Origin of the sequence: Acinetobacter sp. NEB149, assembly GCF_012516415.1 — a bacterium.
In the GTDB taxonomy this organism is placed as follows: Bacteria; Pseudomonadota; Gammaproteobacteria; order Pseudomonadales; family Moraxellaceae; genus Acinetobacter; species Acinetobacter lwoffii_V.
This window is the reverse complement of sequence record NZ_CP051208.1, coordinates 869,952-886,062: the sequence shown is the minus strand read 5'-3', so window position 1 is coordinate 886,062 and position 16,111 is coordinate 869,952. Positions and strand designations below refer to the sequence as shown.

Genomic DNA, 16,111 nt, shown 5'->3' with positions numbered 1-16,111 from the left:
CGAATCTTTGAAATCAGGCTTATTCACAGGATGAAATGGAAACTTGCGGTAGTGCCATTAAAGTTCGGCTTCATCCTGACGTTTATATTAGAGGGATTTATCGGCACTCAATGATTAGATCAAGCTAAAAGTCAGGATCATTAAAATTAAACCATCGAAATTTAAGGATATAGGCAATCGCATACATCCTTTTTTAACAAACAGATTGTTTACAGATTATTTCAATCTCATATATGGCTATCATTTTTTGAAAGCTATAAATCTGAAATATCTTTTCGATCGCTTCAAAAAATTAGCCCTCCTGGCTCCTTAGAGTACAGCTTAATCTTGAGGAGAATTGCTCGAATCACTTTCAATCCGGCCATCGACCAGATTGATGGTACGATCACAAGTGGCAGACAGGCGCGGATCATGCGTGACTAAAAGTACGGCGCAGTCGCGTTCACGATGCACTTTACGAAACAGTTCAAACATATCAGCCGCGGTCTGGGTATCCAGATTACCTGTCGGTTCATCGGCCAATAATAATGCCGGCTCAGTAATCAAGGCCCGAGCAATGGCCACCCGCTGCTGCTGTCCTCCGGAAAGTTCATTCGGTTTACGTTCAGCAAATTTTTCCAGCCCCACTGCCGCTAGTAAATCACGTGCGCGTTGCATTGCCTGCTGATCCGGTTTGCCATGCGCCATCATTAAAGGCATGAGAATATTATCCAGTGCACTAAATGCCTGAATCAGATGGTGAAACTGAAATACAAACCCGATGCTGTTGCCGCGCAGCGCCGTACGGCCGGTATCATCCATCGCACTGGTAGGTTGTCCCAACAAGTACAGCTCGCCGCTCGTTGGTTTATCCAGCAGTCCCAGAATATTTAATAAGGTACTTTTGCCAGAACCGGAAGGGCCAATGAGTGCAGCAAAGTCGTTGCGATCAATGCGCAGGTCAATGCCATGCAAGACCTCCACTTCATTGGGCTGGCCAATATTATAAGATTTTCGCAGCGCTTCCAGACGCAGAACTTCCTGAGATTGCTCAGACATGACGAATCGCCTCCACCGGATCGAGTGCCGCGGCCCGACGTGATGGCACTGCTGCCGCCAGTACGCCTGTTAATGTGGCCAACAATAGTGCCAATATCACCAGTTCAATCGAAATTGGAATATAGAATAATCCCGGCCCAAAATTATTAAATACCCATACCAGACCATAACTGACTATGCTGCCCAGCACTGAACCGAGCAAGCCAAAGATTGCACCCTGAAACAGAAAAACTCTCAGGATTTGCGATTGGGTTGCACCCGTCGCCCGCAAAATACCAATTTCCCGGGTGCGCTGCACCACACTGACGGACATGACGCTGGCAATCCCGAAAGCCACCGAAATTGCGACAAAGACAATAATCATATTGGTGGACAGGCTTTGTGCAGTAATGGCATTCATCAGTTGGGCATTGGTTTCAATCCAGCTTTCGGCTTTTAATGAGGTCAGGCGTCCGACTTGTGCTGCAACCTGGTCTGCTTCAAAAATATTGGCAATGGTCAGATCAATGACTGTTACTCCGCCTGGCAGGCCGAGTAAGGACTGCGCCTGCTTGAGATCCAGATAAACATAACGCGCATCCAGTTCGCGCACGCCCAGCTCAAAGATACCGGCAATATTCACCAAGGCACTGTTCTGTTGGCCAGTATCGAGTCGCAACTTGCTGCCGACCTGAACACCGAGGTCTTTGGCCAATTGACTGCCAATCAGTACATCATCCGCGCCGACCCGCAACTGGCCACTGATTAAATATTCTTTTAATGGAATGATCTGCTGATAACGTTCTAAATTCATCCCGACCAAGGCCACTGATTCGATCGCATCACCACGTTGTACAAAAGCTGGCCCCGACACCACCGGCGAGACGGAGGTCAGTACAGGCAACTGGTCTAGTGTTTCGGTAATCTGTTGCCAATTGTTAATCGAACGCAGGCGCTGTGCCCGTTTGTCTTCCTGCAATAATTGCACTGTTCCGGCGGGAGGTGACACAATCCGGTTGACTTCATCCGGTGACAGCAGACGAATATGAGCCTGTGTACCTAAGGTTCGTTCAACAATATTGGCTTGCAGCCCCTGAATCAACGCAGTGATAAAGACGATCACCGCTACGCCCACGGCAACCCCGATGGTGATCATGATGGACTGCGCGCGACCCTCGCGCAAAAAACTGACCGCGATTTTCCATTCGATCCAGAGCCGCCCGAATAAATTTTTCAATCGAAGTTCACCGGTAATTCATTTTTACTATTGGCCATATCAGCAGAATTCTGTAATGAACTCTGGTGTGGTTTTAAGCGAACTCTGGTGCCATCCTCCAATGAAGATTCGGCATCTACCAACACCTGATCACCCTCGCTCAGCCCGGATTTCACTTCCGACATGGCCAGGCCACGCAAGCCTAAAGTAATCTGCTGACGCTGTATTTTTCCATCACGTACCATTAAGACCACGGCCTTGTCTCCCTTGATACTGCTTAAAGCATCATTTGGAATAGCCAGTGCCCGTGCTCGTTTGGCCGTTTCGACATTCACCGATACTGTCATGTCCTGACGCAGAAAATCTGGTACGGGATTGACAGTTAACCTGACCTCTACTGTACCGCGCTGTGGGTCAATACTTGGCGCAATAAAATTGATCCGAGCTGGGAAAGACTGATCCGGATAGGCATCGCTAATGACGGTCGCATTTTGCTGCAAGGCGAGTTGCGGTAAATTCCGCTCATCTAGCGGTACCCGGATTTCTGTATTCCCTGTTAACGCAATGGTAAATAAAGTTTGTCCCGGCTGAACCAGATCACCCGGCTCGACATCGCGTGTCAGTACTGTGCCGGCGACCGCAGCCCGAATCTTGGTTTTGGCCAGTTGAGCCTGTGCCACTGCAAGCTGCTCCCGAAGCGACGCTTCTTCGACTTGACCCGCAGCCAATGCGGCTGCTTTTACCCGAGCTGTCTCATAATTATTGCGCGCGACTCTTTCTGCTTCCACAGCCTGTTCGACTTCTTCCCTCGACAGGATACCGGCTTCTGCATTACGTCGACGTGTAGCTTCTCGGCTGGCTTGCTCCAGCTGGGCTTTGGCACTGGCCAGTTCTGCTGCAGCCTGTGGCCGTCGGCTGCTTGCCAATTCGGTCAATGCCAGCTCGGCCTGTCTGACTTGGGCCAGCAATTCATCCGATTTCAATACCACCAGCAGATCACCCGGTTTAACCTGATCGCCTTCCTGCACCAGACGTTGCAGAACCACACCACTAATTTCACTGCCTACCTGGGCACGTGAAACTGTCGCAACACGTCCGGTCGCAACAACATTTTGTACCAGCGGCATGGCACTCAGCGTATAACTAGGCACCACTGGCCCCTGCCACCAACGAAATAGAGCAAACCCTACTGCCAGTAGCAATACGATAATGAGCAAAATTTTATAGCGGGCAACGCGCAATAAGAATCTCCGGTTGATTCGTCTAATTTAAAATAAGAAAGTCAAAACTGTATTTGTTTTTTTCCTAAGGTACGCCAATCTCAACTTAAAATAAGATTTTCGAATTGAATTGGTGAATGACCAAGCTTTTTATTTAGCACCACACAAATTGTATGCGACAGAATTTTACGAGTTATGCGGTGGGTTAAATGCCATAGATCTTTTGCCCTCACTTTCTGAATGTGAAAGCGATCTGTTAATTGACCAATCACTGTTTCAATCTTTCTTCTGGCTTTCATCAGTATTTGCAGTGTCTCTTTAGGTCTGAAATCTATCATGTTTTTTCTAAAGGGTGTTTGTAAATCAATACCCTGATATTCATAATATCGTTTCAATTCTGGTCTTAAATAGCCCTTATCTGCTCCCAGTAAACCGTAAATATCATTCGTAATTTCAGGTGCAACATCTCGCTCATCACAATGAGCAGGTGCAAAGGTATAACCCGAAATCATGCCTGAAAGATTAATGACGATATGAGCTTTGAAACCATAATATTTTTCTTGTTTTGCAGCACAATAACTAAAACCTGCGTATTCTTTAAAGTTTTTATGCTTTCTAGCTCTGGTATAACTACAGACAGGGAGTGGGAAGCCATCAATAAAGTGAATGTTATCTGAACCATAACGCTGAATGAGCTGTGCCATAATGGATTGACTGACATGCCACAGGTTTGCACAATGTTTACAGAAATTGGGATAAGATCCTAATTTTGGAAACCATTCTAACCAATTGTTTTTGAAATACATCTAAATATTTTTGTCTGTATCTAAACCAAGAAATTCACCTACTATTTGCATAGTGATGATTTCTGCATCAGTAACAGCAGGCGGAAAACCACGAGTTCTCAGGGGCTGAGTAACAACAATGGGATAAAGTTCTTCTATGATTACATAGACAAAAATGATAAATTCTTCAATGGACATAACTTTGCTTTAATTTCTTGGTGGAAACTAAAATAGGGTTATGTCCTTTTTATTTCAATCACTTAAAAAGTTGAGATTGGGGTCTAAGGTTTAATTTACAACAAGTTTCTAATTGGAATTATAGGTATTTTGTTGAGTTTGAAAAGAATGTTGAATTCCTGTCCGCTTTTTTTAGCTAGCCCTGTTTGATATCAGACTAGTCCATCTTTGGCAGATTCAGACGCGGGATCAGGTACCAGAAAATTATATTGAGTTTAAGGAAATGAAGATGTGATCAAAAAAAACAGGCTTGATCGTGATGGATCTAGCCTGTTCAATCGTTTGGGTGTTAATTGGATATTAGTTAAATGTTAAACAGTACGACGCAATGGCTGATCACGTTGCGCCAGACTTTCGCCCATCGGCACGAGTCGTCTATCAGGATCAATCTTTTGCCAAGGCAGGTCATTCGGGTCTGCTTTCATGGCTCCAGGCGCTTTCGCGACTAAAATGGCAGCAGCCATGTCCTGAAAATCTGCACGAAAATGTACCGAGCTTTTCACCACGATGATCGATTTATCTTGAGGCACAACACCAAAAATTCTAAACATATTACGATCGAGCAACTGGGCTTTGTAGGAACTGACTGCAATTTCAATACCATCTATTTCCAGTAATACACTCGGGCCGATATCCGCCTCAACGCCATGCATTATGGGCCCGCCATAGCTGAATTTCCCATCGCTATAGGCTTTGATTTTAAATTCAGCGCTAAATAGAGCATCCCCCGCAATACCTGATGTTCCGCCCAATTTCGCATAAAAATGCTGACCAAGCTCAAGCTGATAGGCTTGTTGCACCACCGCAGGATCAACAATAAGCCCAATCAGTGCATTTTTAACCTGATGCCGATGTAGCGCCGATAGCATCCCGGTCGTATTCGAATCACCACCGGCTCCCGGATTATCCTGAGTATCTGCAATCACCACGGGCCTGGTCGAATGATGCTGTTGATAAAGTTGAAGTGCCTGCAGCACGGCATGATCTGGTGATAAAAAATCCATATTCCAATGCGTTTCTTGTTGCAGCACATGGGCGATATAGCGTTGCATGGCCTGATCTAACTGCTCAGCGTTTTCACTATAACCCCAGATACAACCACCACATTCCTCAAAATCTGCCGCCGGAAAACCCGGCGTGAAATTCATCTGGACAGAATTATTTTGCTCTAGCTGTTCCAGTAAATTCATGCATGATTGGGTAGGTTCCAGCTCGGTACATTGTGCATTCAGCGCAATCAAAAACGGCAGCTTATACATTTGCTTATGCAGCTTTTTACCCCGGAATATTTGATCTAGCAGTTGGGCACAGCGTTGTCCGGTTTGAGCCATATCTACATGCGGATAGGTCCGATAGCAAATCAGCACATCACTATGAGCAAACATCACTTGCGTGACATTGGCATGGAAATCCAGACTGGCAATTACCGGAATGTCCGGCCCGACTGCTTCACGAACCCGTCTTAATAATTCGCCTTCGCCATCATCCACCTGTTCACTGACCATGGCGCCATGCAGATCCAGATACACTGCATCTGCCGGATGCTGCTGGATGCTCGCGATAATTTCATCACAGATCCGCTGGTAAGTGCACTGCTCTACATGTGCTGAAGGTGAAGTACCCGCCCAGATCACTGGCAAAAGTTGATAACCGAATTGTTCTGCTTGTTGAATAAAACCGCCAATCGGAATGTTCTGTTCCCGAAATTTCAGGACATCTGCGCCGCGGCTGAGCGGCGGAAATCCCCCACCCTGGACAAAATCGGCGTAGCTTGCTTTGGTCGGAGCAAAGGTATTGGTTTCATGTTGAAAGCCCGCAATGATGATTTTCTTCATATCTTGAATCCTTCCTATGCTGCATGATTGATTATTTATCGACGATTAAGGCAGCGCGTGTGACTTGCTGGGAAACAACTTGCTTTTTCAGTCTGAAGGCATAAATCAGGAAAGCTCCTCCGAGCATCATGATCACAGCAATCGTGAACCAGCCTGCCAGCATGGAACCGGTCATTGACTACGCCATGCCCATAATATTTGGACTGACAAAACCACCGAGTAATCCAATACTGTTAATTAAGGCAATTCCGCCTGCTGCCGCACTACCGCTTAAGTATTTCGATGGAATTGACCAGAAAATGGTATAGGCACTAAACATAAAGGCCGTTGCGGTACAGATCGCAATAAAGGACAGCAGGAAATTCGCACTCATCACCGACAACATCAAGCTGACTCAGGCCAATACCGTCGGCACTACACAATGCCATTTCCGTTCCTGCCATTTGTCCGAGCTGCGGGCAAAAATGATCATGAAAATTGCACCGCATAAATATGGAATCGCCACCAGCCAACCAATCATCTGCAAATTTTGGATACCGCCCGACTTCAGTAAAGATGGTAGCCAGAAGCCAATCGCATAGATCCCACAGATAATGGTGAAGTAGGCCAAGGCCATGAAATAAATCCAAGGATCCTTTAATACCGCTTTAAAATTACTATGACCAGTGGCAGACTGATGTTGGGAAATTTCTTTCACCAATAAGGCTTTGTCCTCTTGGGACAGCCATTTTGCTTGTGAGGGATGATCAGTTAAATAAAAGTACGCTACGCAGCCCAACAGCACGGTCGGCACAGCTTCTAATAAAAATAACCATTGCCAGCCAGAAAGATTATAAATCTGATGGAAAGTACTCATAATTTGTGTCGATAACGGTGCGCCTAACATGCCAGCAAGCGGCCCGGCCAGCATGACAATCGCCATGACACGTGCCATGCGTGCACCGGAATACCAATAGGTCAGATAGAAAATCATGCCCGGGGCAAAACCGGCTTCGAATACGCCTAGTAAAAAGTGCAAGACATAGAACATCTGCGGGGTGGTGACAAATAGCATCGACATGGAGGTCAGGCCCCACAAAATCATGATGCGGGTAATGGTTTTTCTGGCGCCGACTTTTTCAAAATACAGGTTGGTTGGCACTTCAAACAGGACATAACCTAAAAAGAATATGCCGGCTGCCATGCCATAAATTGCATCGTTAAAGCCCAGCTCCTGCTGCATTTGTAACTTGGCAAATCCGATATTGATCCGGTCCAGATAAGCAAAGAAATAACACAGCAATAAAAATGGCAGTAGCCGCCAGCTTACTTTCTTGTAAATCTGGTCTAACCGTTGTTGACGGGAAGTTATTAAATCCATCTAAAACTCCTTTTTATCTAGATCTTCTTATTGTTCAAAATCCATGTAAGCATGCTCCTGACTTGATAACAATGTAATTTATTTAGCATACTGATGCTTTAAAAGCATCAGAGTTTTTATGGACAGAAACTTACAATTCCTTGCGCCACTGAACGGAATCAATGAAAAGCGTTTGCGTTATTTCTATACGGTGATGATGTTTGGCTCGATGCGCAAAGCGGCAGATATCCTGAATATTGAACAGTCCGCCATGAGCCGACAAATTCAACTCTTTGAATCAGAATTAAAAATAAACCTGTTCAAACGTAAGGGTCGGCATATTATTCCGACTGAAGCCGCCTATCTGGTACTTGAGTATTTCAAGGAAAATAAAAATCGTGAAAATGAATTATTTGATAGTTTATTTCAGCTGCAATCTTCTCAACTCGGCAAAGTGAACATTGTTTCAAGTGAAAGTTATATGCAACACATGATTTATGATGTACTTCGACATGTGCATTATAAATATCCAAATCTTGAAATCCAGTTAGAATTAATGAGTGCCCAGCATGTGGTACGACATATTGTGGACAGCCTGGCGCATATTGGACTGGCGTATAATCCTCCATTTCATACAGACATCAGCACCATTGCCCATAAAACAGAACCTTTTATTCTGGCTGTTCCTGCCGGTCATCCTCTTGCCAAGCTCAAGCATCGCATTTGTCTTCCCGAAATTTCAGACTATAAATTTGCCTTAATGCCCGTAGGGCATGGTTTCCGTCAGCTACTCGACAGTGAAATGGTGCGCTTACAAGTGAACCTGAATATTGGTCTGACCACCAATTCTATTTATGCCTTAAAAAATTATGTGGTGGCTGGACATGGGATTTCCGCCATGCGCTATGCAGATATCGCAGATGCGGTTAAAGAAGGTCAGGCCGTTGCCTTAACTATTGATTCCGAGCTGTGCAACACGGCTCAGACCCAATTGATGGTCCGCAAAAATACCCATTTGTCAGAGTCGAAACATTTATTAATTGAGCGTATTCGTTCTAGTTTTGATTTGCTCTTTTAAATTGCTTATAAAATTTAGGCAATAAAAAAGCCACTTAAATAAGCGGCTGATTTATAACAAGAATTTTGGTGGTGGCGTCAATTGAACTCAAAACCTAACTCATTCATTTTAAAGCTCTTTTATTGAATAAAAAAATTCATTGACCCAATTTTGACCCAAATTAGATTTAGTGCATTGAATCACTTTAAAATCTTGTTCAAATCCGAATTCAGGATTTGAAGTGGCGTACGGCATTATAGCAGCAAATTACACCTAGAAATAAATGCAATGTTATAACATTTCAATTAGCTCATTATGATATTAATAATCACATCAACTTCAGTACAGTTCAATTTTTTAATTTGTACTTTTGCTTAGGACTCTTAGGCTTATCAGGAAGGGTACGTTCAATCACACCTGCTTCTAATGCTGGAGTTAAATAATTTTTTTGGAATGTGGCTCGATGGGACAAGTCCAATAGAGCCATAAGCTCAGTTAAGCTATATTCTTTCTGCTCCATATTCTGGATGAGACGTTTAACTTGATCGCTAACTTGTACGCTAGCTTGAGCGATATCTTGATCGCTGGCATCAGAACTAAGTATTGCATCTAGAATCATCTGCAAAATAAACTCAATAAAAGGTGCAGAATCTGAACGATCTGTGCTCGCTTGCAATGCATCGTAATAAGCTTTTTGGTTTTGATAAATCAAGCTTTCTACAGGGATGTTGAGAAAAATACGATTCCACTGGCTTAAGATTAAAGTTTGCCATAAACGCCCCATCCGCCCATTGCCATCAGCAAATGGATGTATAAACTCAAATTCATAATGAAATACTGAACTCTGAATTAATGGGTGCTCATTACCTTCAGCTAACCAGTGCAATAATTCTCCCATTAAACGCTGGACTTGATTTGCAGGCGGAGCCATATGCACGACTCGATCCCCTGACATCACACCAACACCGCCATGACGATACTGTCCAATTTCATCAATCAGTCCTGTCATCAATATTTGATGTGCTTTCAGCAAATGCGATTCTTGATCAGGATTCCAATCTTGAATTTCTTCATATGCCTTTAGGGCATTACGTACCTCTTGAACTTCTTTAGGTGGAGCGGTGACAGGCTTACCATTAAGGATCGCTGTGATTTGCTCTGTACTCAAGGTATTTCCTTCTATCGCTAAAGACCCTTGAATCGTTCGAATACGATTGGCTTTTCGCAATTTAAGGCTATCTTGGATTTGAGTTAATGCAGTCAAACGCCCTATTGATTCACTAATTTGTGCAATCAAGTGAATAATTTTAGAGGTGATCGTATAAGGCGGTTGATATTTCATTTGATCCCTAAACAGCGTATAAAGTTTTGTTTAATTAAACTCTAAAAGTACGAGTTTTCAAAGTTATGAATACAGCGAGATTTTATATTTGTTTACTCTCATAGATGATCTTAAACATAGACTAGATCAGTGCAGACCTTTGTCAGACTTTACATCAAGTAATATTGAAGAGGATCTTTTTCTTCGATTGATCTACAACTCGAATGCCATCTCAGGCAATAAGCTCAGTCTACTTGAAACTAAAGTTGTTTTAGAAGGAATCGCTATAGGGGGTAAAACTCTAGAAGATCATTTACAGGTCATCAATCAAAGAAAAGCTATTAATTACATTCAAAGCATCATTCGTAAAAAAGAAAACTTTTCAACAGAACAAATTTTTAACATTCATCTCATCATTTCAAATAATGTCAACATTCTACATTCGGACAGTACGCTGCCCAACTATACATCTTTAATTAAAAAAATAGCTCCACTATTGGATTGGTACAATACAGAAGCACATAAGCTTCACCCTGTTGAACGTGCTGCTAAAGTACATGTGGATTTTGTAGGCATTCATCCGTTTATTGATGCCAATGGACGTACATCGCGTCTCTTGATGAACCTTGAGTTGCTCAAAGCTGGATACCCTCCTTGCATTATTACAGTCGAAAATCGCTTAGCTTACTATGAAGCATTGGATCAATGGATGGCTTCTGGAAAGACCGAAGCATTTATTGAACTTGTTGCTGATGCTGTACTAGATGGATTTAAACCATATCAGGTTGTTTTAGGAATTTAAGTAGCTTGTACGGTAGCTTGTACGGTAGCTTGTACGGTAGCTTGTACGGTAGCTTGTACGGTAGCTTGTACGGTAGCTTGTACAAAATATCTAAAACCTTAGGTTTGAACAAATATTTATATCCAATAAAAAAGGGACTAGAATTTTTACAGCTATTTAATGTTCGGATTGTTCATTCACGATAGAATAAAATCCTTAAAACTTAAACTTTATTAGATGAAATCATGTCATTCCGATTTAAAAAAAGTATCAAAATTATTCCAGGTATTAAGCTAAATATTTCTAAAAATGGGCTTAACAGTGTAACCATTGGAAAACCAGGAGCATCTGTCAATATTTCAAAAAAAGGGAAACAGGCTACTGTTGGTATTCCTGGTACAGGTCTGTCATATTCACAGAAATTGCCTTCTCGCATAGATACACATTCAAAATCTCCTTCCATTCCCTCGTCAGCCGAACCGAACACTAAACAGACAATTAACCCAACAAAAATAATTATGATTAGCCTTCTTGTAATATTTGCTTTCTTAATAGGTGCTGTTTTTTTCTAATAATGAGTTAATGACTAGTCAAAATATACCGTTAACCATAAACTAATTCGAAACTTCATTTTCAAAATTAAGAATATGCATATTCAAAATCAGATAAGAGATTTTTTGACATCAACTACTTCAAAAGTATTGATTATTACTGGCAGTGCAGGAACTGGAAAAACTTCTCTAATTAAAGAAATTGTAACGTATTTAAATAGCCACCAATTAGACTATTACTTACTAGCGCCAACGGGTAGAGCAGCACACAATTTACAAAATCATGTTTTTGAAGAGACTGAAATAGCTCCGACCACTATTCATTCTTTTTTGTATAAAAAAGATGATGAGTCACCTCAAGACATTCCTGAAATTTTAAAATTTTCAGTAGTAGAAGAAAAAGTAGAAGACAAGGCTGTAGTCATTATTGATGAGGCTTCCATGCTTTCACATGAAGCAACGAGTGAAAAAGACTTTCTCCAATTTGGTTCTGGAAATCTATTTAAGGATTTAACTGATCACTTAGATTTACTAAATTCAAATCGTAAACTAATCCTTGTCGGTGATCCATCCCAACTTCCACCTATTAATGTATCGAAAGCTGAAGTACTCAATATAGAGGGCAGAGTAAAACTTGAAGTGCGACATAAACCACCTAATTAATTTAAAGGGTTTATGGAGTATATAAAATTGTCATACCATCATCTTAACTTTGAAGATCGTACTGCATTAATGCTTGAGTCAAGAAAAGAAGGCTTTTCAGCCAGAAAATTTGCTGAACTCATTAAAAGACATCCTAGTACGATCTATCGTGAGCTTAAAAGAAATAGCATCAATGACGTTTATCAAGCTCAATATGCTTCTGATAACACCTTCGCTAGACGTAGACGTGGTCACAGAAAACTCAAAATCGATTCAATCCTCTGGAAATTTATTGTTGAAGCGATCCGTTGTTTATGGTCTCCTCAGCAAATAGCAAAGCGTTTAAAGACATTTCCTGATTTGGATCAAACAATGAATGTAAGCCATACAACGATTTATTCAACGATACGAGCATTACCAAAGGGTGAGTTGAAAAAAGACTTATTATCCTGTCTGCGTCATGAAAATAAAAAGCGAAAAGCTAACGGTGAACCTAAAAAAGATTCTATATTACAGGATATTAAAACTATTCATGAGCGCCCAGCCGAAGTTCAAGAAAGAAAAATACCGGGTCATTGGGAAGCTGATTTAATTAAAGGTAAAGACAATAAAAGTTCGATAGCAACACTTATTGAACGAAATACACGGCTCTGTATCTTGGCAACATTACCTGATGCAAAGGCAGAATCAGTGCGCAAGGCTTTAACTGAAGCTCTGAAATATTTACCTGCAGAACTGCGTAAAACGTTGACCTATGACCGTGGACGCGAGATGGCAGAACATAAAATACTTGAAGAAGATTTAGGCATAGATGTATATTTCTGTGACCCACATTCACCCTGGCAAAAAGGCACATGCGAAAATATGAATGGTTTAATTAGGCAATATTTACCTAAAGGGATTGATTTAAATCAGGCAGATCAGCATTATTTAAATCAAGTTGCCATGTCACTGAATACTCGTCCTAGAAAAGCGTTAGATTGGCTTACACCATTAGAGAAATTTGCTCAGCTTGTTGATTATCATAAGACTTTTCAAACTGTCGCACCTCATGTTTGAATTCGCCTAGATATTAACCTACACCTAAAAGATGACAGATTATGTTGGTTCTTAATTAATAGATTCACCCAAGACTACGATATACCTATTTTTATTAGAGAAAGTACATTTAAGAAATTAAAAAACTCAGAAACATCAAGTCAAATTAATAATAATATAATACACAAATCCGCCCACAACCCTAAAATATATAGACAAAACGATAATCATAAAGTTCATAAAAATATTAACAATCCTAGAATTTTTATTTTAGCTTTGATTTATTTAAACCCTAAAATAACGAGAGATATAGATCAAAGAAATATAGACTTAGAAAACTACATTATTGAGTTTTATGAAATAAAAAAGAGAAAATAAATCTAAATAAATATATTAAGGATAAAGATTTTATAGAGTGGAGCAAAAACTATATTGATAAAAATTTTGAATACAATGGGCGAATTCAAACATGAGGTGCGACAGTTTGAAAAGTCTTATGATAATCAACAAGCTGAGCAAATTTCTCTAATGGTGTAAGCCAATCTAACGCTTTTCTAGGACGAGTATTCAGTGACATGGCAACTTGATTTAAATAATGCTGATCTGCCTGATTTAAATCAATCCCTTTAGGTAAATATTGCCTAATTAAACCATTCATATTTTCGCATGTGCCTTTTTGCCAGGGTGAATGTGGGTCACAGAAATATACATCTATGCCTAAATCTTCTTCAAGTATTTTATGTTCTGCCATCTCGCGTCCACGGTCATAGGTCAACGTTTTACGCAGTTCTGCAGGTAAATATTTCAGAGCTTCAGTTAAAGCCTTGCGCACTGATTCTGCCTTTGCATCAGGTAATGTTGCCAAGATACAGAGCCGTGTATTTCGTTCAATAAGTGTTGCTATCGAACTTTTATTGTCTTTACCTTTAATTAAATCAGCTTCCCAATGACCCGGTATTTTTCTTTCTTGAACTTCGGCTGGGCGCTCATGAATAGTTTTAATATCCTGTAATATAGAATCTTTTTTAGGTTCACCGTTAGCTTTTCGTTTTTTATTTTCATGACGCAGACAGGATAATAAGTCTTTTTTCAACTCACCCTTTGGTAATGCTCGTATCGTTGAATAAATCGTTGTATGGCTTACATTCATTGTTTGATCCAAATCAGGAAATCTCTTTAAACGCTTTGCTATTTGCTGAGGAGACCATAAACAACGGATCGCTTCAACAATAAATTTCCAGAGGATTGAATCGATTTTGAGTTTTCTGTGACCACGTCTACGTCTAGCGAAGGTGTTATCAGAAGCATATTGAGCTTGATAAACGTCATTGATGCTATTTCTTTTAAGCTCACGATAGATCGTACTAGGATGTCTTTTAATGAGTTCAGCAAATTTTCTGGCTGAAAAGCCTTCTTTTCTTGACTCAAGCATTAATGCAGTACGATCTTCAAAGTTAAGATGATGGTATGACAATTTTATATACTCCATAAACCCTTTAAATTAATTAGGTGGTTTATGTCGCACTTCAAGTTTTACTCTGCCATGTTTTCCCTCAATTTCTTTTTGAAAAAGAAAAGTTACATGAAAATTATATCTATGCCTATTTTGACGATCTTTACATTCATAATAGAGAAAAATATATTAATGATTTAAATAAACTTAAAAAAGCATGGCAGCAAAATGTTTTTAGATTAAAAAATAAGGATAATCTTAAAAAGAAATTTCACTTACCCTTAAGAAAAAATACAAAAGTTCGATTGAAAGAATTAGCAACTATTGAAAATATTTCTGAATCAGAATTTCTAGAAAAATTGATTAATAGGGAGTATGAAGAATATAAAGACTATAAGTAACTAGAAAGGAAAGGCTCAATACTGAGCCATCCATCCTTCTACCTGCTCCCCATACCATTCCATGATTTTTACACGCTCATCCCAATACTGTGCTCGGTTATACGCCGAGCGAATTCTATTCTGGGGTACGTGAGCAAGCTGGCGTTCAATGGCATCTGAATTAAACAGATTCGATTCGTTTAAGACTGTACTGAATAGCGATCTAAAACCATGTGTGGTCATTCGACCTGCATAACCTGAACGTTTGATCACAGCCAAAATAGACTCGCTACGCATTGATTCTTTGTTATTCAAACGATGTGGAAATAGCAGTTCCTGATTATGGGTAAGTCTCAAAGCCTGAAGCTCAGTAATCATCATGTCCGTCAACGGCACACGATGCGGCAGTCGATTCTTCATCCGCTCTTCAGGGATATCCCACTTACGTCCTTCTAGATCAAATTCTTCCCAGCGTGCTTGCAGCAACTCACTAACCCGAACGCCTGTCAGCATGATCAGAATAATGGCATGATGCGTTTGAGCATCACTTGGGTATGCTCTTACCTTTCTTAAAAATTCAGGCATTTCAGAGGCCGAAAGCGAAGCTAGGTTTTTGACCCGTTTATTCTTGAGGGCATAAACTAAATCCCCTGCCGGGTTGTCATAGCGGTATCCATGGGCAATAGCGTATTTCATGACCATCCCGCAACGAGATAAGGTACGTTTTGCAATTTCAAGCGAGCCTCTTGCCTCAATCTTCTTAATGATTTGCAGAATCTCAGGAGCCTGAATCTGATTAATACGCTTATTAGCAAGAGCAATATAAAGCTCATTCAATGAAGCTCGTACATTACTGATATGTTTGGATGACCAGGTTTCTTTTTGATTATTGAACCAATCTTCTGCAACTTCTTTGAAATAGGGCTTTAAGTCTTCATGCAATACTGAACGCGAGTATCTATGCTTAAGCTCATATGCAAGCTCCCTTGCCTTTTTTAAGCTTAAATCTGGATATGGACCAAGCGACTCAGACTTACGTTCACCATGGACAGTGACGCGCACATTCCAATATTTTTGACCTTTGGTGGTAATGATAAGGGATAAACCATGTGAATCTGAAAGACGATACTGTTTGTCTTTCGGTTGTGCTTTTCTGCATTCAGTATCTGTAAGTGGCATGTCAATTACCCATAATTGATGTATTAATTTCTGGGTAAATTTTCCCAATATTTACCCAGA

16 protein-coding genes and 1 pseudogene are annotated in these 16,111 nt (G+C 40.9%); 6 read left to right on the top strand and 11 right to left on the bottom strand.

What is annotated here, in order from left to right:
* Nucleotides 1-321 precede the first annotated feature (321 nt).
* The 8 genes and pseudogenes from HGD77_RS04135 to HGD77_RS04105 all read right to left on the bottom strand — a co-directional run bounded on the left by HGD77_RS04135 (nt 322) and on the right by HGD77_RS04105 (nt 7,670).
* A complete protein-coding gene (locus HGD77_RS04135; RefSeq protein ID WP_138742653.1) occupies nt 322-1,038 on the bottom strand; it encodes an ABC transporter ATP-binding protein in 717 nt (238 codons plus the stop codon).
* Nucleotides 1,031-2,254 carry an ABC transporter permease gene (locus tag HGD77_RS04130; RefSeq protein ID WP_004646197.1) on the bottom strand — a complete coding sequence of 408 codons (1,224 nt, stop codon included), beginning with the start codon at nt 2,252-2,254 and terminating at the stop codon, nt 1,031-1,033. Before HGD77_RS04130 ends, HGD77_RS04135 begins: the two co-directional genes overlap by 8 nt.
* The gene (locus HGD77_RS04125) at nt 2,251-3,474 is read right to left on the bottom strand and encodes an efflux RND transporter periplasmic adaptor subunit (RefSeq protein WP_004730417.1); all 1,224 of its coding nucleotides are present in this window, start codon (nt 3,472-3,474) and stop codon (nt 2,251-2,253) included. The genes HGD77_RS04130 and HGD77_RS04125 overlap by 4 nt, the downstream gene beginning before the upstream one ends.
* An 80-nt stretch (nt 3,475-3,554) precedes the next feature.
* Nucleotides 3,555-4,436, bottom strand: a pseudogene (locus tag HGD77_RS04120) (IS982-like element ISAba9 family transposase).
* Between the two features lie 350 nt (nt 4,437-4,786).
* Nucleotides 4,787-6,310 carry a M81 family metallopeptidase gene (locus tag HGD77_RS04115; protein WP_004730419.1) on the bottom strand — a complete coding sequence of 508 codons (1,524 nt, stop codon included), beginning with the start codon at nt 6,308-6,310 and terminating at the stop codon, nt 4,787-4,789.
* 31 nt (nt 6,311-6,341) lie between these two features.
* Nucleotides 6,342-6,485, bottom strand: a complete 144-nt coding sequence (locus HGD77_RS04110; protein ID WP_155118326.1) for a hypothetical protein — start codon at nt 6,483-6,485, stop codon at nt 6,342-6,344.
* Between the two features lie 3 nt (nt 6,486-6,488).
* Nucleotides 6,489-6,683 carry a hypothetical protein gene (locus tag HGD77_RS16935; protein WP_228129702.1) on the bottom strand — a complete coding sequence of 65 codons (195 nt, stop codon included), beginning with the start codon at nt 6,681-6,683 and terminating at the stop codon, nt 6,489-6,491.
* A gap of 21 nt (nt 6,684-6,704) precedes the next feature.
* Nucleotides 6,705-7,670, bottom strand: coding sequence for an MFS transporter (locus HGD77_RS04105; protein ID WP_004730423.1), 966 nt, complete (start codon nt 7,668-7,670; stop codon nt 6,705-6,707).
* Between the two features lie 118 nt (nt 7,671-7,788).
* Between HGD77_RS04105 and HGD77_RS04100 the strand changes: the two genes are divergently transcribed.
* Nucleotides 7,789-8,727: a LysR family transcriptional regulator gene (locus HGD77_RS04100; RefSeq protein ID WP_004730425.1), complete on the top strand. Its 939-nt coding sequence runs from the start codon at nt 7,789-7,791 to the stop codon at nt 8,725-8,727.
* Between the two features lie 328 nt (nt 8,728-9,055).
* Here HGD77_RS04100 and HGD77_RS04095 read toward each other — a convergent pair whose 3' ends face one another.
* Nucleotides 9,056-10,048 carry a Fic family protein gene (locus tag HGD77_RS04095; protein ID WP_138743390.1) on the bottom strand — a complete coding sequence of 331 codons (993 nt, stop codon included), beginning with the start codon at nt 10,046-10,048 and terminating at the stop codon, nt 9,056-9,058.
* An 88-nt stretch (nt 10,049-10,136) separates the two neighbouring features.
* Here HGD77_RS04095 and HGD77_RS04090 point away from each other — a divergent pair, with 88 nt between their 5' ends.
* The 4 genes from HGD77_RS04090 (at nt 10,137) to HGD77_RS04075 (ending at nt 13,060) form a co-directional block, all read left to right on the top strand.
* Entirely contained in the window at nt 10,137-10,829 is a 693-nt protein-coding gene (locus HGD77_RS04090) for a Fic family protein (protein ID WP_004730429.1), read from the top strand.
* A gap of 224 nt (nt 10,830-11,053) precedes the next feature.
* Nucleotides 11,054-11,380, top strand: a complete 327-nt coding sequence (locus HGD77_RS04085; protein WP_004730431.1) for a DUF4236 domain-containing protein — start codon at nt 11,054-11,056, stop codon at nt 11,378-11,380.
* Nucleotides 11,381-11,455: 75 nt separating this feature from the next.
* A complete protein-coding gene (locus HGD77_RS04080; RefSeq protein WP_138743389.1) occupies nt 11,456-12,022 on the top strand; it encodes an AAA family ATPase in 567 nt (188 codons plus the stop codon).
* A gap of 69 nt (nt 12,023-12,091) precedes the next feature.
* Nucleotides 12,092-13,060, top strand: a complete 969-nt coding sequence (locus HGD77_RS04075) for an IS30 family transposase (RefSeq protein WP_081398964.1) — start codon at nt 12,092-12,094, stop codon at nt 13,058-13,060.
* A gap of 442 nt (nt 13,061-13,502) precedes the next feature.
* Here HGD77_RS04075 and HGD77_RS04065 read toward each other — a convergent pair whose 3' ends face one another.
* Nucleotides 13,503-14,471 (bottom strand): IS30 family transposase, encoded by a 969-nt coding sequence (locus tag HGD77_RS04065; protein WP_168387081.1) that lies wholly within the window; start codon nt 14,469-14,471, stop codon nt 13,503-13,505.
* Nucleotides 14,472-14,548: 77 nt separating this feature from the next.
* On the opposite strand from HGD77_RS04065, the gene HGD77_RS04060 reads away from it, so the two are divergent.
* A complete protein-coding gene (locus HGD77_RS04060; RefSeq protein WP_228761459.1) occupies nt 14,549-14,893 on the top strand; it encodes a hypothetical protein in 345 nt (114 codons plus the stop codon).
* Between the two features lie 15 nt (nt 14,894-14,908).
* Here HGD77_RS04060 and HGD77_RS04055 read toward each other — a convergent pair whose 3' ends face one another.
* A complete protein-coding gene (locus HGD77_RS04055; RefSeq protein ID WP_138742939.1) occupies nt 14,909-16,051 on the bottom strand; it encodes a tyrosine-type recombinase/integrase in 1,143 nt (380 codons plus the stop codon).
* Nucleotides 16,052-16,111: the final 60 nt, after the last annotated feature.